19 protein-coding genes are annotated in these 17,000 nt (G+C 56.2%); 13 read left to right on the top strand and 6 right to left on the bottom strand.

Annotated elements, in window-relative coordinates:
* Positions 1–85: 85 nt before the first annotated feature.
* Positions 86–1,771 (bottom strand): aspartate:alanine antiporter, encoded by a 1,686-nt coding sequence (locus tag AC22LX_RS21035; protein WP_045374103.1) that lies wholly within the window; start codon positions 1,769–1,771, stop codon positions 86–88.
* 266 nt (positions 1,772–2,037) lie between these two features.
* On the opposite strand from AC22LX_RS21035, the gene AC22LX_RS21030 reads away from it, so the two are divergent.
* Positions 2,038–2,421, top strand: coding sequence for an inner membrane protein YbjM (locus AC22LX_RS21030; protein WP_015367534.1), 384 nt, complete (start codon positions 2,038–2,040; stop codon positions 2,419–2,421).
* 6 nt (positions 2,422–2,427) lie between these two features.
* Here the strand turns inward: AC22LX_RS21030 and AC22LX_RS21025 are convergent, their stop codons facing one another.
* Positions 2,428–2,691: a GrxA family glutaredoxin gene (locus tag AC22LX_RS21025; protein WP_045396328.1), complete on the bottom strand. Its 264-nt coding sequence runs from the start codon at positions 2,689–2,691 to the stop codon at positions 2,428–2,430.
* Positions 2,692–2,877: 186 nt separating this feature from the next.
* Between AC22LX_RS21025 and AC22LX_RS21020 the strand changes: the two genes are divergently transcribed.
* The 12 genes from AC22LX_RS21020 to AC22LX_RS20965 all read left to right on the top strand — a co-directional run bounded on the left by AC22LX_RS21020 (position 2,878) and on the right by AC22LX_RS20965 (position 13,903).
* Positions 2,878–3,168: a YbjC family protein gene (locus AC22LX_RS21020; protein WP_045396326.1), complete on the top strand. Its 291-nt coding sequence runs from the start codon at positions 2,878–2,880 to the stop codon at positions 3,166–3,168.
* The gene (gene nfsA, locus AC22LX_RS21015) at positions 3,152–3,874 is read left to right on the top strand and encodes a nitroreductase NfsA (RefSeq protein WP_047049066.1); all 723 of its coding nucleotides are present in this window, start codon (positions 3,152–3,154) and stop codon (positions 3,872–3,874) included. The genes AC22LX_RS21020 and nfsA overlap by 17 nt, the downstream gene beginning before the upstream one ends.
* 66 nt (positions 3,875–3,940) lie before the next feature.
* Complete coding sequence (rimK, locus tag AC22LX_RS21010; RefSeq protein ID WP_015367529.1) at positions 3,941–4,843, top strand: 30S ribosomal protein S6--L-glutamate ligase; 903 nt, start codon at positions 3,941–3,943, stop codon at positions 4,841–4,843.
* 88 nt (positions 4,844–4,931) lie between these two features.
* Complete coding sequence (locus AC22LX_RS21005; protein WP_015367528.1) at positions 4,932–5,417, top strand: type III secretion system chaperone family protein; 486 nt, start codon at positions 4,932–4,934, stop codon at positions 5,415–5,417.
* Between the two features lie 330 nt (positions 5,418–5,747).
* Positions 5,748–6,860, top strand: coding sequence for a spermidine/putrescine ABC transporter substrate-binding protein PotF (potF, locus tag AC22LX_RS21000; RefSeq protein WP_032711260.1), 1,113 nt, complete (start codon positions 5,748–5,750; stop codon positions 6,858–6,860).
* Positions 6,861–6,983: 123 nt separating this feature from the next.
* Positions 6,984–8,117, top strand: coding sequence for a putrescine ABC transporter ATP-binding subunit PotG (gene potG, locus AC22LX_RS20995; protein ID WP_015367526.1), 1,134 nt, complete (start codon positions 6,984–6,986; stop codon positions 8,115–8,117).
* Positions 8,118–8,127: 10 nt separating this feature from the next.
* Positions 8,128–9,081: a putrescine ABC transporter permease PotH gene (gene potH / locus AC22LX_RS20990; RefSeq protein ID WP_015367525.1), complete on the top strand. Its 954-nt coding sequence runs from the start codon at positions 8,128–8,130 to the stop codon at positions 9,079–9,081.
* Positions 9,078–9,923 (top strand): putrescine ABC transporter permease PotI, encoded by an 846-nt coding sequence (potI, locus tag AC22LX_RS20985; RefSeq protein ID WP_015367524.1) that lies wholly within the window; start codon positions 9,078–9,080, stop codon positions 9,921–9,923. The genes potH and potI overlap by 4 nt, the downstream gene beginning before the upstream one ends.
* Positions 9,924–9,981: 58 nt before the next feature.
* Complete coding sequence (locus AC22LX_RS20980; RefSeq protein WP_045396319.1) at positions 9,982–10,470, top strand: YbjO family protein; 489 nt, start codon at positions 9,982–9,984, stop codon at positions 10,468–10,470.
* A gap of 42 nt (positions 10,471–10,512) precedes the next feature.
* Entirely contained in the window at positions 10,513–11,640 is a 1,128-nt protein-coding gene (gene rlmC / locus AC22LX_RS20975; RefSeq protein WP_045396317.1) for a 23S rRNA (uracil(747)-C(5))-methyltransferase RlmC, read from the top strand.
* A gap of 77 nt (positions 11,641–11,717) precedes the next feature.
* Positions 11,718–12,434 carry a response regulator transcription factor gene (locus AC22LX_RS20970; protein WP_015704857.1) on the top strand — a complete coding sequence of 239 codons (717 nt, stop codon included), beginning with the start codon at positions 11,718–11,720 and terminating at the stop codon, positions 12,432–12,434.
* A complete protein-coding gene (locus AC22LX_RS20965) occupies positions 12,431–13,903 on the top strand; it encodes a sensor histidine kinase (RefSeq protein ID WP_045396315.1) in 1,473 nt (490 codons plus the stop codon). Before AC22LX_RS20970 ends, AC22LX_RS20965 begins: the two co-directional genes overlap by 4 nt.
* A gap of 62 nt (positions 13,904–13,965) precedes the next feature.
* Here AC22LX_RS20965 and artJ read toward each other — a convergent pair whose 3' ends face one another.
* From artJ to artI, 4 genes are all read right to left on the bottom strand, one after another.
* Positions 13,966–14,697, bottom strand: a complete 732-nt coding sequence (artJ, locus tag AC22LX_RS20960) for an arginine ABC transporter substrate-binding protein ArtJ (RefSeq protein WP_015367519.1) — start codon at positions 14,695–14,697, stop codon at positions 13,966–13,968.
* Between the two features lie 179 nt (positions 14,698–14,876).
* Positions 14,877–15,545 carry an arginine ABC transporter permease ArtM gene (gene artM / locus AC22LX_RS20955; protein ID WP_015704859.1) on the bottom strand — a complete coding sequence of 223 codons (669 nt, stop codon included), beginning with the start codon at positions 15,543–15,545 and terminating at the stop codon, positions 14,877–14,879.
* Positions 15,545–16,261, bottom strand: coding sequence for an arginine ABC transporter permease ArtQ (gene artQ / locus AC22LX_RS20950; RefSeq protein WP_015367517.1), 717 nt, complete (start codon positions 16,259–16,261; stop codon positions 15,545–15,547). The genes artM and artQ overlap by 1 nt, the downstream gene beginning before the upstream one ends.
* A gap of 6 nt (positions 16,262–16,267) precedes the next feature.
* Positions 16,268–16,999: an arginine ABC transporter substrate-binding protein ArtI gene (artI, locus tag AC22LX_RS20945; protein ID WP_015367516.1), complete on the bottom strand. Its 732-nt coding sequence runs from the start codon at positions 16,997–16,999 to the stop codon at positions 16,268–16,270.
* Between the last annotated feature and the right edge of the window lies 1 nt (position 17,000).

Genomic DNA, 17,000 nt, shown 5'->3' with positions numbered 1-17,000 from the left:
GGCACTAGTTATGACTGACGTCCTGGGAAAAAGTTCTGTTCATCACCGATTTTTTTGCGAAAAAGTTAAAAATTTTCGGCCGGGGCTAGCCAAGGCCCGGCCAGATGATGACGATCAACGTACCGGCAAGGGTGAGCAGCACGTTGGCGATAGCGTAGGTGCCAGCGTAGCCGAGCGCGGGAATATTGCTGCGCGCGGTATCGCTGATAATTTCCATCGCCGGGGCGCAGGTACGCGCGCCCATCATCGCGCCGAACAGCATCGCGCGGTTCATGCGTAGCACATAGGCGCCGAACAGGAAGCAGATCACCACCGGCACCAGGCTGACGATAAGGCCGGCGGCCAGCATTTGCCCGCCAATGGCGCCCAGACCGTTATTGATACCCGCGCCGGCGCTCAGGCCGACCCCGGCCATAAACACCATCAGGCCGAACTCCTTCACCATATTCAACGCCCCCTGCGGGATATAGCCGAAGGTCGGATGGTTAGCTCGCAGGAAACCGAGCATAATGCCGGCGAACAGCAGGCCGGCGGCGTTACCGATGCCGAAGCTGAACGAGCTGAACTGGAAGGTGATCATGCCGATCATCAGGCCGACGATAAAGAAGGCGCAGAAAGCCAGCAGGTCGGTCACCTGGCTGTGAATCGAAATAAAGCCGATACGGTCAGCGACGGTTTTTACGCGGCGGGCGTCGCCGCTCACCTGCAGCACGTCGCCTTTGTTAAGCACCACATTATCGTCGATTGGCATTTCAATCTGGCTGCGGATCACCCGGTTTAAGAAACAGCCGTGATCGGTCAGCTTCAGCTGCGCCAGGCGGCGGCCGACGGCGTTATGATTCTTAACCACAATCTCTTCGGTGACGATACGCATGTCGAGCAGGTCGCGGTCAAACACCTCTTTACCGTTGCGGAAGCTTGGATCGAGACGGGCATGCGCGTCCGGGTAGCCAACCAGCGCGATATCATCGCCCATCTGTAGTACCGCGTCGCCATCCGGGTTCGCCAGGATACCGTTACGACGAATACGCTCGATATAGCAGCCGGTCTGGCGGTAAATCCCCAGCTCACGAAGATTTTTGCCGTCCGCCCACGCGACCAATTCCGGGCCGACGCGGTAGGCGCGGATAACCGGCAGATAGACTTTACGCTTGGAGTCGGTATCCAGACCGCGCTCGCGGGCGATCTGCTGGGCGCTGGTCTGCAGATCCTGATGCTGCAGCTTCGGCATATAGCGCGCGCCGACGATCAGGCTCACCAGGCCAACCAGGTAGGTCAGGGCGTAGCCGAGGCTCAGGTGGTCAAGCGACTGCGCCAGCTGATCGCTGGGCATGCCGAAGTGGCGCAGGGTATCGCCGGCGCCCACCAGCACCGGGGTGGAGGTCATGGCGCCCGCCAGCATCCCGGCGGTCAGGCCTATGTCCCAGCCAAACAATTTGCCCAGCCCCATAGCGATTAACATCGCGCTGGCCACCATCACCAGCGCCAGCATCAGATAGTTTTTGCCGTCGCGGAAAAAAATCGAAAAAAAGTTGGGGCCAGCTTCGACGCCGACGCAGAAAATAAACAGCATAAAGCCAAGATTTAGCGCATCAGTGTTAATGGCGAAGTGCTGCTGACCTAATAATAAAGAAACGACTAAAACGCCAATGGAATTACCAAGTTGTACTGACCCGAGGCGAAGTTTCCCCAGGCAAAGACCCAGTGCGAGTACAACAAACAATAACAGGATGTAATTCCCGTTTAACAAATCTGCGACGTTTATATTCACGAAAGCCAACTTCTCGTTTACTAGTAAGTTGTTGAAGGAAATGGTTTTTTGGTCTAAGGTTGCTCAAGCGTTCGCACTATGCCGAACGTTATTCTGGCATCCCGTTAATACCGATAAAACAGTGCCGCTAGTTTAATCTTTCCTGGTTGCTGCGGCTAGTCACAATCGTTTTACTCTGACGGGAGCGTTATAAGCATGGACTGCCAGAATGCTATTTCTGACTGGATGAAGTGAAAGATAGTTAGAGGCGAAATCAGGAGGATGTCGTGAAATCTGAGCGCGCGTGGGCCGGTATAATTTGTGGGTTCTTTCTGTTTATTGTGGTCTGTTTATCGCTGTTGCTGCATATGAAAGGGGCTTTTCGGCAAACGGGCAACCCCGAGCTTGGGCTGCTTTTCTTTGTGCTGCCTGGGGCGGTGGCGAGCTGTTTATCCCCAGGCCGGCGCGTCATACGTCCGCTGATTGGCGCCATGCTGGCGGCACCGGTTTGTCTGGTGGTGATGCGGATGTTCTTTATTACTCATCGATCGTTCTGGCAAGAACTGGCGTGGTTATTTAGCGCGGTGTTCTGGTGCGCGCTTGGGGCGCTATGCTTTTTATTTATTTGCGTCTGGCTGGACGCCAGACGCAGGCACTCAACGGAAGAGTAAAAATTCTCAAGCGAACAGGCCGAGATTCTCTTTCGCCCAGGCTTCGAAATCCGTGCAGCCGCCGATGTGTTTCTGATCGACGAAAATCTGCGGTACGGTTTCTACCGGCTTACCGACGGTTTTTTCCAGATCGGCTTTGCTGATGCCTTCCGCGTGGATATCAATGTAGCGATAGCTGAAGTCATCGCGCTCGTTGCTTAGTTTCTCGGCCAGCTCTTTGGCGCGAACGCAATACGGGCAACCTGGGCGACCAAAAATAACGGTAAACATGCTTCTCTCCTTAAATCTCAGCCGGATGGCGAATGTGGCTATGATGCCGCGTTCCGTTAACAAGGGAAAGCAGGTTTTACCTTTTATAGCGATGGTTGCGGGTTATGCTTGATAAATATCATCTGCTGCAAGACCCTACACAGACGCGCCAGCGATGCGCGTGGCATGAGTATATTGAGGAGCGTTATGCGATCGCCTGCCGCATTACCCAAAAGCATTTTGATTGTTGAGCTCGTCGGCATGGCGCTGCTGACGCTGGCCTGGCTGTCGTTGAACCACTATGTTCAGCTGCCGGCGCCGTTTGCCAGCCCGACGGCGGCGCTTATCATGATCTTTGCCGGGATCCTGCTGATGATCCCGGCGGCGATAGCCTTAATGTGGCGAATAGCGAAAATTGTCGCGCCGCAGTTGACCGATAATAAGACCTCATCTTCTACCCCGTCCGAAAGAGAAAAACGCCATGACGCCGACCATTGATCTGCTGCGCCACCACCGTTCCATCCGCCATTTTACCGACGCGCCGATTAGCGACCAACAGCGTGAGGCGATCATCGCCGGGGCGCAAGGGGCGTCCAGCTCCAGCTTTTTACAATGTACCTCGATTATTCGCATTACCGACCCGCAGCTGCGTGAGCAGCTGGTTCCGTTGACCGGCGGCCAGCAGCACGTGGCGCAGGCGGCGGAGTTTTGGGTGTTCTGCGCCGATTTCAACCGCCACCTGCAAATTTGCCCACAAGCGCAGTTGGGGCTGGCTGAACAGCTGCTGCTGGGCGTCGTCGACACCGCGCTAATGGCGCAGAATGCCTTAATCGCCGCCGAATCCCTGGGATTAGGCGGCGTTTATATTGGCGGCCTGCGCAATAACATTGACGCGGTAACCGAGCTGCTGCAGCTGCCGAAGCACGTGTTGCCGCTGTTTGGCCTGTGCCTTGGCTGGCCTGCTGACGACCCGCAGGTTAAGCCGCGTATTCCGCCTGCGATGCTGGTGCATGAGAATCACTACCAGCCGCTTGATCAACAGGTGCTGGCGCAGTATGACGAACAGCTGGCGGATTATTATCTGTCGCGCGGCAGTAATACCCGCCGCGATACCTGGAGCGACCATATCCGCCGCACCATCATTAAAGAGAGCCGGCCGTTTATTCTCGACTATTTGCATAAACAGGGCTGGGCAACGCGCTGATTCCCTATACACTTCACCCTGCAAACGCAGTGTGCTGGCTGCCAGTTATTTTCTAAGAGGTGTTGGGTGAAAATCGCTATATTATCCCGGGATGGAACGCTTTATTCTTGCCGCCGCTTGCGTGAAGCCGCGCAAAAACGCGGGCATCAGGTCGAGATCCTCGATCCGCTCTCCTGCTATATGAGCGTCAGCCCGGTTGCCTCCTCAATTCACTACAAAGGGCGACAGTTGCCCCATTTTGATGCAGTCATTCCGCGTATCGGCACGGCCATCACCTATTACGGCACCGCCGCGCTGCGGCAGTTCGAGCTGCTGGGCAGTTATCCGCTAAACGAGTCGGTGGCGATTACCCGCGCCCGCGATAAGCTGCGCTCGTTGCAGCTGCTGGCGCGTCAGGGAATCGATCTACCGGTCACCGGTATTGCCCACTCGCCGGACGACACCAGCGATCTGATCGCGATGGTCGGCGGCGCGCCGCTGGTGGTGAAGTTAGTCGAGGGGACGCAGGGGATCGGCGTGGTGCTGGCGGAAACGCGACAGGCGGCGGAAAGCGTGATTGACGCCTTCCGGGGTCTCAATGCGCACATTCTGGTGCAAGAATATATCGCTGAGGCAAAAGGGTGCGATATCCGCTGCCTGGTGGTTGGCGATGAGGTGGTGGCGGCGATTGAACGGCGGGCGAAGGAGGGCGATTTTCGCTCTAACCTGCACCGCGGCGGCGTCGCCACTACGGCCACGCTTAGCGATCAGGAGCGGGAGATGGCGATTAAAGCGGCGCAAACGCTGGGTCTGGACGTGGCAGGCGTGGATATTCTGCGCGCCCACCGCGGCCCGCTGGTGATGGAAGTTAACGCCTCGCCGGGGCTGGAAGGGATTGAAACCACCACTCACGTCGATATTGCCGGGCGAATGATCGCGTGGATCGAGCGTCAGGCAACGCCTGGATATTGTCTAAAAATGGGAGGGTAGCGTCACTTCGTTATCCTTTCATGGAATGCGACGCATTTTTTGCGTAAGCTATGCGTCGTTTTTTATCCAGCAAGAGGTCACAGGCACTATGGATTCACTGGTCGTTCCGGGTCTTGATACATTACGTCATTGGCTCGACGAGTTAGGCATCAGTTTTTTTGAGTGCGACTCCTGCCAGGCGTTGCACCTGCCGCATATGCAGAATTTCGACGGTATTTTCGATGCCAAAATCGACCTGCTGGACAACGTGGTGCTGTTTTCGGCGCTGGCGGAAGTGAAGCCTTCTGCGCTGCTGCCGCTGTCGGCGGACCTGTCGGCGATCAACGCCAGTTCGCTGACCGTAAAAGCGTTCCTTGATATTCAGGATGATAACCTGCCGAAGCTGGTGGTCTGCCAGGCGCTGCCCGTTGGCGCGGGCGTCACTCTCGAACAGTTTGCCTGGTTCTTCCGCCAGAGCGAAGAGCAGGTCTCGATGGTCATTCTGGAAGCCGGCGCCAATCAGCTGCTGTATAAAGCGGAAGAGCAGGAAGAAGAGGCCGCAGCCGAAGAAGTGCAATACCATTTTCTGCACTAACTAATAAAAGCAGCCGCTGCGACGGCGGTTGCTTATTTATTCTGTCACAAACCCTCATTTAAAGAATTATTCACTGCTGTTTTAGCGCTTCGCTTTTATCTCGTAGACCTTTATTGGCTGGAAATATGATCCAGGGCGTTTTTTTGCCTGGGCTATATCCTCTTATTCTGGCTACAGTTATTCTGGCGAGGCGTCCATTTGCGGGCAGCCAATCAGGGAGAGGTTTCCTCTCCTTATCTCAGGCAATGAAAAATACGCATGATTCTTGCATGCGTTCAGGTTCGTCTATTGCGTCCGTGAATTAACGGGCCTTGAGAAGGAAACAGAGATATGACCGCCTTGGGTAAAAAATGGTTAACAGGTGTGATTACGGGTGCGCTGATGGCCGTTTCTGCCGGCTCGCTCGCAGCGGAACAAAAAACGCTGCACGTCTATAACTGGTCTGATTATATTGCGCCGGACACGGTCGCCAATTTTGAAAAAGAGACCGGTATTAAAGTGGTGTATGACGTATTTGATTCCAACGAGGTGCTGGAAGGTAAATTAATGGCCGGCAGCACCGGGTTCGATCTGGTGGTGCCGTCGGCAAGCTTCCTTGAACGCCAGCTGGCGGCCGGGGTATTCCAACCGCTGGATAAAAGCAAACTGCCGAACTGGAAAAACCTCGACCCGAAAGTTTTACAACTGGTGGCGCGTCACGATCCCGATAATAAATATGCGATGCCATACATGTGGGCGACCACCGGCATCGGCTATAACGTCGATAAAGTGAAAGCGGCGCTGGGTAAAGACGTACCGTTGAACAGCTGGGATCTGGTGCTCAAACCGGAAAACCTTGAGAAGCTGAAAAGCTGCGGCGTCTCCTTCCTTGATGCCCCCGAAGAGATTTTCTCGACGGTGCTGAACTATCTCGGCAAAGATCCAAACAGCACCAAAGCCGATGATTACACCGGACCGGCAACCGATCTGCTGTTGAAGCTGCGGCCCAATATCCGTTACTTCCACTCTTCGCAATATATTAATGACCTGGCAAACGGCGATATCTGCGTCGCTATCGGCTGGGCGGGCGATGTCTGGCAGGCGGCGAACCGGGCGAAAGAGGCGAAGAACGGCGTCAATATCTCCTACTTTATTCCGAAAGAGGGGGCGCTGGCCTTCTTTGATGTCTTCGCCATGCCGGCGGATGCCAAAAATAAAGACGAAGCCTATCAGTTCCTGAACTATCTGCTGCGCCCGGAGGTCATCGCCCACATCAGCGATCACGTCTACTACGCTAACGGCAACAAAGAAGCGACGCCGCTGGTCAGCGCCGACATCCGCAACAATCCGGCGATTTACCCGCCGGAGGATGTCTTCGCCAAGCTGTTCACCCTCAAGGTGCAGGATCCGAAGATTGACCGCGTGCGCACCCGCGCGTGGACCAAAGTGAAAAGCGGAAAATAACGCCATCAGGCCCGGTACGCCGGGCCTGTAAAGGCCTGACCGACTGTTCGCTGGTGAACATAGAACTGAAGAATGTATGGCAACCGGGCCATACGGTGATTGTATTTGCCGGAGAGCACCCGAGTGAATGACGCAATGCCCCGCCCACAGGCGAAAGCCCCCAAAGCGCTGACCCCGCTGCTGGAAATCCGTAATTTAACCAAATCCTTCGATGGGCAACACGCCGTCGATGATGTCAATCTCACTATTTATAAAGGTGAAATATTTGCCTTACTGGGCGCGTCCGGCTGCGGTAAATCGACGTTGCTACGCATGCTGGCAGGTTTTGAGTTGCCCACCGCCGGGCAGATTGTGCTGGATGGCGTCGACCTGGCGCGCGTGCCGCCGTATCAGCGGCCGATCAATATGATGTTCCAGTCTTACGCGCTGTTTCCCCACATGACTGTTGAGCAAAATATCGCCTTTGGTCTCAAGCAGGACAAGCTGCCGAAGGCGGAGATTAACGCCCGCGTCCAGGAGATGCTGGCGTTGGTGCATATGCAGGAGTTCGCCAAACGCAAGCCGCACCAGCTTTCCGGCGGCCAGCGTCAGCGCGTGGCGCTGGCGCGAAGCCTGGCGAAGCGGCCGAAACTGCTGCTGCTTGATGAACCGATGGGCGCGTTGGATAAAAAACTGCGCGACCGGATGCAGCTTGAGGTGGTGGATATTCTTGAGCGCGTCGGCGTCACCTGCGTGATGGTCACCCATGACCAGGAAGAGGCGATGACCATGGCGGGCCGTATCGCCATCATGAACCGCGGTAAGTTCGTGCAGATAGGCGAGCCGGAGGAGATCTATGAACATCCGACGACCCGCTATAGCGCCGAGTTTATCGGTTCGGTAAACGTCTTCGAAGGGCTGGTCAAAGAGCGACTGGAAGATGGTCTGGTACTGAATGCGCCGGGGCTGGTGCATCCGCTGAAAGTCGATCCGGATGCCTCGGTGGTGGATAACGTGCCGGTCTGGGTGGCGCTGCGTCCGGAGAAAATCATGCTCTGCGACGAACCGCCGGCGGACGGCTTTAACTTTGCGGTAGGCGAGGTTATCCATATTGCCTACCTCGGCGATCTGTCTATCTATCATGTCCGTCTGAAAAGCGGGCAGATGATTAGCGCCCAGCTGCAAAACGAACATCGCCATCGCAAAGGCATGCCGACCTGGGGTGATGAAGTTCGCTTGTGCTGGGACGCCGATAGCTGCGTTGTTCTGACGGTGTAAGGAGAGGGCGATGAGCACATTAGAACCTCCAGCCGGCGGCAAAAAGCCCGGCGGTTTTGCCCTGTGGCTGGCGCGCCAGCAGATGGCCCACGGGCGTAAGCTGGTGATTGCGCTGCCGTATCTGTGGTTAATCCTGCTGTTTTTACTGCCATTCCTGATCGTTTTTAAAATCAGCCTGGCCGAAATGGCGCGGGCGATCCCGCCCTATACCGAGTTACTGTCGTGGGCCGACGGTCAATTGACGTTGACGCTTAATCTCGGCAACTTCCTGCAGCTGACCGACGATCCGCTGTACTTTGAGGCTTATCTGCAGTCGCTGCAGGTGGCGGCAATTTCCACCTTTTGCTGTCTGCTATTGGGCTATCCGCTGGCGTGGGCGGTGGCGCATAGCAAGCCCTCGACGCGCAATATCCTGCTGCTATTGGTGATATTACCTTCGTGGACCTCATTCCTCATTCGCGTTTACGCCTGGATGGGGCTGCTGAAAAGCAACGGGGTGCTCAATAACTTCCTGTTATGGCTTGGAGTTATCGATCAACCGCTGGAGATTTTGCATACCAACCTGGCGGTGTACATCGGTATCGTTTACGCCTACCTGCCGTTCATGGTGCTGCCGATTTATACCGCGCTGACGCGTATCGACTATTCGCTGGTGGAAGCGTCGCTGGATCTCGGCGCCCGGCCGTTAAAGACCTTCTTCCAGGTGATTGTTCCGTTAACGAAAGGCGGCATTATCGCCGGCTCGATGCTGGTGTTTATTCCGGCGGTGGGCGAGTTCGTCATCCCGGAGCTGCTCGGCGGACCTGACAGCATTATGATTGGCCGCGTGCTGTGGCAGGAGTTCTTTAATAACCGCGACTGGCCGGTAGCATCGGCGGTGGCGATTGTGATGCTGCTGCTGTTGATCGTGCCGATCATGTGGTTCCACAAACATCAGCAAAAACAGATGGGGGATCATGGATGAATGACTTACCGGTAGTACGTTCGCCATGGCGAATTCTGATCCTCGTGCTCGGTTTTACCTTTCTGTATGCGCCGATGCTGATGCTGGTTATCTATTCATTTAACAGTTCGAAGCTGGTGACGGTATGGGCGGGGTGGTCGACGCGCTGGTATAGCGAGCTGTTTCATGATGACGCGATGATGAGCGCGGTGGGGTTAAGCCTGACCATTGCCGCCTGTGCGGCGACGGCGGCGGCGATCCTCGGTACGATTGCCGCGGTGGTGCTGGTGCGTTTTGGCCGTTTTCGCGGTTCCAACGGTTTTGCTTTTATGATCACCGCGCCGCTGGTGATGCCCGATGTGATTACCGGGCTGTCGCTGCTGCTGCTGTTCGTCGCGTTGGGGCATTCCATCGGCTGGCCATCGGATCGCGGCATGTTGACGATATGGCTGGCGCACGTCACCTTCTGTACCGCCTACGTGGCGGTGGTGATCTCTTCACGTCTGCGCGAGCTGGACAGGTCAATCGAAGAGGCGGCGATGGATCTCGGCGCCGCGCCGCTGAAGGTGTTCTTCGTGATAACCTTGCCGATGATTATGCCGGCGGTCATTTCCGGCTGGTTGCTGGCCTTTACCTTGTCGCTTGATGATCTGGTGATTGCCAGCTTCGTTTCCGGGCCGGGGGCGACGACGCTGCCGATGCTGGTCTTCTCCAGCGTGCGTATGGGCGTTAACCCGGAAATTAACGCCCTGGCGACCTTAATCCTCGGCGTGGTGGGAATTGTCGGTTTTATCGCCTGGTATTTAATGGCTCGCGCAGAAAAGCAGCGCGTGCGCGATATCCAGCGTGCAAGAAGGGGCTGAACCCACTAAAATCGCTAACAGAGCCTATTATCGGCGCCGCACACGTGGCGCCGTTTTCATGGATGACTTTACGTTGGGATTGTTTACAAAAACTCGATCGTCTCATGCTCGTCTTAACGTCCCTGTGCTGGTACAGGTGGCGGCCTTTGCTATTATCTTAATTCGCGGTCTCGACCTGTTAATGATCCTCAATCAGCTTGGCGTGCAGGGAATTGCCGATTTTATCCATCGTAGCGTGCAAACCTGGGCCCTGACGCTGGTGTTTCTGGCGAGTCTGGCGTTGGTGTTTATCGAGATCTGGTGCGCCTTTTCGCTGGTGAAAGGCCGTAACTGGGCGCGCTGGCTCTACCTGCTGACGCAAATTATCGTCATCTCTTATCTGTGGGCGGCCTCGATTGGCTATGGCTATCCGGAACTGTTCAGCGTGGCCGGGGAGTCAAAGCGGGAAATTCTCCATGCGCTGTTTCTGCAGAAGCTGCCGGATCTGCTGGTGCTGGCGCTATTGTTTATCCCGGCGTCGTGCCGACGGTTTTTCCGCTTGCAATAACGGTGATACAATCCCCGCCCCGGTTTTTTTGAAGGTCTTCTTATGCACTGCGCACTTTACGACGCGGGCCGCTGCCGTTCCTGTCAGTGGCTGGAATTGCCATTGACGCAACAGCTCGCCGATAAAATGGCGAACCTGCGCGAACTGCTGGCGGGTCAGCCGGTGATGACATGGCTTGCTCCGGTCTCAGGTCCGGAGACGGCGTTTCGCAACAAAGCGAAAATGGTCGTAAGCGGTAGCGTAGAGCGCCCGCTGCTCGGCATGCTGCATCGCGATGGCACGCCGGAAGATCTCACCGATTGCCCGCTGTACCCGCCGAGTTTCGCGCCGGTTTTCGCCGCGCTGAAGCCGTTTATCGCCCGCGCCGGACTCACCCCCTATAACGTTGCCCGCAAGCGCGGCGAGCTGAAGTATTTGCTGCTGACCGAAAGCCAGCAGGGCGGCATGATGTTGCGTTTCGTCCTGCGCTCTGCGGATAAGCTTGCACAACTGCGCGCCGCGCTGCCGTTGCTGCAGCAGCAGTTGCCGCAGCTTAAGGTGATTACCGCCAATATTCAGCCCGTGCACATGGCTATCATGGAAGGGGAGCAGGAGATTTTCCTCAGCGATCAACCGGCGCTGGCGGAGAACTTTAACGGCGTACCGCTGTGGATCCGCCCGCAAAGCTTTTTTCAGACCAACCCGACGGTGGCGAGACAGCTCTACGCTACCGCCCGCGACTGGGTACGCGCGCAGCCGGTCAACCACATGTGGGATCTGTTTTGCGGCGTCGGCGGTTTCGGCCTGCACTGCGCAACCCCGCAGATGCGCCTTACCGGTATCGAAATCGCCCCGGAAGCCATCGCCTGCGCGAAGCAATCCGCGACCCAGTTGGGATTAACCAATCTTCATTTTCAGGCGCTGGATTCCACGCAATTCGCGACGCATGAAGACGATATTCCACAGCTGGTGCTGGTCAACCCGCCGCGGCGCGGCATCGGCGCCGAACTGTGCGATTATCTAAGCCGCATGGCGCCGCCGTATATCATTTATTCGAGCTGTAACGCGCGGACGATGGCCGCAGATATTGATCGTCTGCAGGGCTATCGCGTTGAGCGGGTGCAGTTGTTCGATATGTTCCCACATACCGCGCATTATGAAGTGCTGACGCTGCTGGTTCGTGAAGTTTAAACAAAATGTGAACTCTTTAAGCGGCTGAAATCGGGTAAGCTTTATGAAACGAGCGTGAAATTCGTGGAGCGAATCTGATGAGTAAAAAAATCCTGCTGGTGGAAGATGATGATGATATCGCAGCTTTGTTGCGCCTGAATCTGCAGGATGAAGGGTATCAAATCGTGCATGAAGCGGACGGCGCGCAGGCGCTGCGACAGCTGGATAACGGCGTCTGGGACGCGGTGATTCTTGACCTGATGTTGCCTAACGTCGACGGGCTGGAGATTTGCCGCCGCATCCGCCAGCAAACGCGCTATCTGCCGGTGATTATTATTAGCGCCCGTTCTAGCGAAACCCAACGCGTGCAGGGGCTGGAGATGGGCGCCGATGATTATCTGGCGAAACCTTTTTCTCTGCTGGAGCTGATTGCCCGGGTGAAGGCGGTGTTCCGCCGTCAGGAAGCAATGGGACAAAATCTCTTGATGGATGCCGGACGTATCGCCTGCCACGGCCTGAATATCGACCCGCTGTCCCGGGAAGTCAGGCTGCGCGGTGAATTGGTGGACCTCACGCCGCGCGAATTCGATCTGCTGTATTACTTTGCCCGCCATCCCGGCGAAGTTTTTTCGCGCCTGGCGCTGCTGGATAGCGTCTGGGGCTATCAGCATGAAGGCTATGAACATACGGTCAACACGCATATTAATCGTCTGCGCACGAAAATAGAGCGCGACCCGGCAGAGCCGGACATTATTCTTACCGTCTGGGGGAAGGGCTATAAATTTGCCCCCTACAGCGCCGGGGCGCAGTCATGATCCGCCGACTCAGCCTCAGCCAACGGCTGTCGTTGGTGTTTATCGGCTTGCTGCTGCTGTGCGCGCTCTCCGTCTGCCTGCTCCAGCTCTATAGCAGCGCGCAGTACGGTAACGTCATGGTGCAGCGGCTTTCCGCCGGGCTGGCGCAGCAGATTGCCGCTCGCGAGCCGCTGCTCAACGCCCGCGGCGAGGTCGATCGCGCGGCATTGAAACCACTATTTGACCGTCTGATGGTGTTTAACCCAAGCGTCGAGCTGTACCTCGTTTCGCCGGATGGCGAGCTGCTGGCGGATGCCGCGCCGCCGGGGCACATTAAACGCCAGCGCATTGCCATGGCGCCGGTGCAGGCGTTTCTCTCCGGCGGCGCGTGGCCGATTTATGGCGACGATCCGCGCAGCATGGACCAGCAAAAAGTGTTTAGCGCCGCGCCGCTACGCCTTGACGGCCAGCTACGTGGCTATCTTTATATTATTCTGCAGGGCGAAACGTTTAATGAACTGGCGCAGAGCGCCTGGCAGAAGACGCTGTGGAGCTTGCTGCTATGGACCCTGCTGCTGGTGGCGCTATTTGGCCTGTTGGCCGGCGGCCTGGCGTGGTACTGGGTAACGCGCCCGGTACGCCAGCTGACGGCGCTGGTGGCGGCGGGGGATAGCGACAGCATTCGCGCAATCAAAGCGCTGGCGGCGCAGGCGCCGGACCCGTATCCCGGAAATGAAGTGGCGCTGCTGCATAACCGTTTTATCGAACTGGCGCAGCAGATCGCCGGGCAGTGGGATCGGCTGGCTGATAGCGATCGTCAGCGCCGGGAGTTTATTGCCAATATTTCGCATGACCTGCGTACGCCGCTGACTTCGCTGCTGGGGTATCTGGAGACGCTATCGCTTAAGGATGATCGCCTGACGGCGCAGGAGCGCAAGCAGTATCTGAATATCGCGCTACGCCAGGGAAATAAAGTTCGTCATCTCTCACAACAGCTATTTGAGCTGGCGCGCCTTGAACATGGCGGTATTAAGCCGCAGCCGGAAAAGTTTATCCTTGCCGAGCTGATTCAGGACGTGGCGCAAAAATTCGATCTGGCGATTGCCACCCGCGAAATCCGTCTGCGCCTGGAATTGGCGTCAGGCTTGCCGTTAGTTGAGGCGGATCTTTCGATGATGGAGCGGGTATTAACTAATCTGCTGGATAACGCCATTCGCCATACTCCGCACGGGGGCGAAATTCGTCTCTCCTCGCGCCAGCAGGGGGCACAGGTGGTGGTTGAGGTGGCCGATAGCGGCCCGGGCGTCGCCGGTGAATTACGGGCCAATCTGTTTGAGCGGCCATCGGTACTGGAACCGGGGCAGCAGAGCGCCTCACGAGGCGGGCTGGGGTTGATGATTGTTCGGCGGATGCTGCAACTGCACGGGGGCGATATTCGCCTGCTGGAAGTACCGGCAGGGGCGTGTTTCCAGTTTACCCTGCCGCTGTAAGGGGGAGCGTTGCCGTTTGACCCGGCTCAGGCGGTTGCGCCGTAAGCCGGGAAGCGCAGGTCTTACTCCGGGAACCACTGGTTGCTAATTTTCTGGTAGGTTCCGTCAGCTTTAATCGCTTTCAGCGCGGCGTTGAGTTTTTCCAGCAGCGCTTTATTATCCGGGCGCACCGCAATGCCGAGACCGGTACCGAAGTACTGCGGGTCGGTCACTTTCGGCGTCGCCGCGCCTAACTGCGGGTTGGTCTTCAGCCATTCGTTGACCACCGCGGTATCGCCGAAGACGCCATCGATACGGCCGTTTTTCAGGTCGATAATGGCATTCTGATAGCTATCGTAAGCGACGGTTTTGACTTCCGGGTGCTTATCCTGCAGGTATTTCTGGTGCGTGGTGCCGTTTTCCATGCCGATACGCTTACCCTTCAGGTCATCAAAAGAGTGGTACGCGTCTTTTTTGGCGATCACCAGCGCCGAGTTGGCATAGTACGGGTCGGTAAACGCAACCTGTTTGCTACGCTCAGGCGTGATGTCCATGCCGGAAATTACCGCATCATACTTTTTAAATTTTAGCGCCGGGATCAGGCTGTCGAAAGCGTGGTTGGTAAAAGTACAGTCGGCCTGCATTTGCTTACACAGGGCTTTAGCCAGATCGAGATCGAAACCGACAATCTGGTTATTCGCATCCATGGATTCAAATGGCGGATAGGTCGCGGAAACGCCAAAGCTGATTTTTTCCGCGGCAGCGGCGCCAAAGGCGAAAGAGCTAAGCAGAGCGGCCAGAACTAACTTTTTCATAGTGGGACTCCCGTCGGTCAATCTTATGATGTTGTGCCGGTTTACGGCTGAAGTTCACAATGCCACTAAATGAATTTATATGCAATAAAGTTGTATGTTTATTTTATTTATTATAAAAAAAACGGGTAAGCATTGGCACTTACCCGTTTCATTATTTACTGTTTATGCATTTCGTAATGTTAGTTACGACGCTCGAAGGCCAGCGCTTTTCTTTCCACCAGACGCATCAGCAGCGTCAGCAGGCCGTTCACCACCAGATAAATGATACCGGCTGCGCCGAAGACCATCACGTCATAGGTGCGCCCGTACAGCAGCTGACCATGACCCATCACTTCCATCAGGGTGATGGTGTAAGCCAGCGAGGTGCTCTTAAAGACCAACACCACTTCGTTAGAGTACGAGGAGAGGGCGCGTTTAAAAGCATACGGTAGCAGAATCGCCAGCGTATCCTTCTTGCTCATCCCCAGCGCGCTGCAGGACTGCCACTGGCCGTCCGGAATGGCGCGGATGGCGCCGTAGAACAGCTGGGTAGTATAAGCCGCGCTGTTTAACGATAAGGCGATCAGCGCGCACAGCCAGGGCTCAGAAATCAGATGCCACAGCACCGGGTAATTCTGCAATGACGGGAACTGTCCTGGCCCGTAGTAGATCAGGAAGATCTGCACCAGCAGCGGCGTCCCGGTAAACAGGGTGATATAGCCGCGGACGATCCACACCACCACCGGCGTTTTTAACGTCAGGACGATGGTAAAGATCAGCGCCAGGATCAGCGCCACGACGATCGATGCCGCGGTCAGCGTCAGGCTAGTATGCAGCCCTTTCAGCAGTTCGGGTAAGTAATCGAGCATCAACCTGGTCTCCGTTCGAAGCGCGTCGCACGCTGGTCAATACGCTTGAGGATGTATTGACTCAACAGGGTGATGACGAGATAAATCGCTGCCGCAATGATGTACCAGTTAAACGGCTCCTGAGTACGGGTAGCAATACTTTTGGTTTGCAGCATCAGGTCGTTGACGCTGATAAGGCTGACCAGCGCGGTATCCTTCAGCAGCACCAGCCACTGGTTGCCCAGACCCGGCAGAGCATGGCGCCACATCTGCGGCATCACCAGGCGAAAGAATATCGCCGCCTTCGACAAACCCAGCGCTTGTCCGGATTCCCACTGCCCCTGCGGCACCGCTTTCAAGGCGCCGCGCAGGGTCTGCGAGGCATAGGCGGCATACAGTAGGGAAAGCGCAATGGCGCCGCAGAGGAACGGGCTGACGTCGAAATTCTCAATTTGCATCTGTACCGGAATCTGCACAAACCCAAGATTGAGAGTAAAACCGTCAGACAGCGTCAGCAGCAGCTGTGAGGAACCAAAGTAGATAAACAGCACCACCAGAATTTCCGGTAGGCCGCGTAAAATCGTGACGATGCCGGTCGCCAGCCATGCCACAGGACGCCATTTCACCGACTCCAGTACGGCGAAAAGCATCGCCAGCACCAGGCCGATGACCAGCGCGCAAACGGCAAGGCCGACGGTCATCCCGGCGGCGCTTGCTAATGGAAAAAATTCGTTCATTCAGCGTTACTTCTGGAACCATTTGCTATAGATGGTCTGGTACGTCCCATCTTTCTTCACTTTTTCCAGCGCAGCGTTAAATTTCTGCTGCAGCTCGGTATTGCCCTGACGAACCGCAATGCCGAGGCCGGTACCGAAGTAGTCTTTATCCGTCACTTTATCACCCACTGGCGCCAGCTTCGGATTGCTCTTCAGCCATTCGGTCACTACCGCCGTGTCGCCGAAGACGGCGTCAATGCGGCCGTTTTGCAGATCCAGTTTGGCATTCTGGTAGCTGTCGTAAGGAACGGTGGTGATTTCCGGATGCTTATCAGTGATGAATTTCTGGTGGGTAGTGCCGTTCTGCACGCCAACTTTTTTGCCTTTAAGCTGGTCAATGCCGGTGAACTTGCCCTGCTGGCCGACGAACAGCGCCGAGTTTTCATAATACGGGGTGCTGAACAGCACCTGTTTTTCACGCTCAGGGGTGATATCCATACCGGCCATGACGGCGTCGAAGCGGCGGAATTTCAGCCCTGGGATCAGACTATCAAAAGCCTGGTTAGTAAAGGTGCAGGTCGCGTCCATCTCTTTGCACAGCGCGTTAGCCAGATCGACGTCAAAGCCGACGATTTTGTTGTTGGCGTCTACCAGCTCAAACGGAGGGTAGGAGGCCTCGGTGGCGAAACGGATGGTCTGGGCTGCGGTAGCGGAAAGGCTCATGCCCGCGAGCAGAGCGGCAATCAGTACTTTTTTCATC

It is taken from the genome of Klebsiella sp. PK01 (genome assembly GCF_057624675.1).
Note: the sequence above shows the minus strand (reverse complement) of the source record. Positions and strands in the feature narration are given on the sequence as shown.

Excerpts from the sequence above, each read along its gene's own strand:
- AC22LX_RS21025 (WP_045396328.1), bottom strand. The coding sequence starts at position 2,691 with ATGTTTACCGTTATTTTTGGTCGCCCAGGTTGCCCGTATTGCGTTCGC.
- AC22LX_RS21020 (WP_045396326.1), top strand. The coding sequence starts at position 2,878 with ATGCGATCGCCTGCCGCATTACCCAAAAGCATTTTGATTGTTGAGCTC.
- nfsA (WP_047049066.1), top strand. The coding sequence starts at position 3,152 with ATGACGCCGACCATTGATCTGCTGCGCCACCACCGTTCCATCCGCCAT.
- AC22LX_RS21005 (WP_015367528.1), top strand. The coding sequence starts at position 4,932 with ATGGATTCACTGGTCGTTCCGGGTCTTGATACATTACGTCATTGGCTC.
- potF (WP_032711260.1), top strand. The coding sequence starts at position 5,748 with ATGACCGCCTTGGGTAAAAAATGGTTAACAGGTGTGATTACGGGTGCG.
- potH (WP_015367525.1), top strand. The coding sequence starts at position 8,128 with ATGAGCACATTAGAACCTCCAGCCGGCGGCAAAAAGCCCGGCGGTTTT.
- potI (WP_015367524.1), top strand. The coding sequence starts at position 9,078 with ATGAATGACTTACCGGTAGTACGTTCGCCATGGCGAATTCTGATCCTC.
- AC22LX_RS20980 (WP_045396319.1), top strand. The coding sequence starts at position 9,982 with ATGGATGACTTTACGTTGGGATTGTTTACAAAAACTCGATCGTCTCAT.
- rlmC (WP_045396317.1), top strand. The coding sequence starts at position 10,513 with ATGCACTGCGCACTTTACGACGCGGGCCGCTGCCGTTCCTGTCAGTGG.
- AC22LX_RS20970 (WP_015704857.1), top strand. The coding sequence starts at position 11,718 with ATGAGTAAAAAAATCCTGCTGGTGGAAGATGATGATGATATCGCAGCT.
- AC22LX_RS20965 (WP_045396315.1), top strand. The coding sequence starts at position 12,431 with ATGATCCGCCGACTCAGCCTCAGCCAACGGCTGTCGTTGGTGTTTATC.
- artJ (WP_015367519.1), bottom strand. The coding sequence starts at position 14,697 with ATGAAAAAGTTAGTTCTGGCCGCTCTGCTTAGCTCTTTCGCCTTTGGC.
- artM (WP_015704859.1), bottom strand. The coding sequence starts at position 15,545 with ATGCTCGATTACTTACCCGAACTGCTGAAAGGGCTGCATACTAGCCTG.
- artQ (WP_015367517.1), bottom strand. The coding sequence starts at position 16,261 with ATGAACGAATTTTTTCCATTAGCAAGCGCCGCCGGGATGACCGTCGGC.
- artI (WP_015367516.1), bottom strand. The coding sequence starts at position 16,999 with ATGAAAAAAGTACTGATTGCCGCTCTGCTCGCGGGCATGAGCCTTTCC.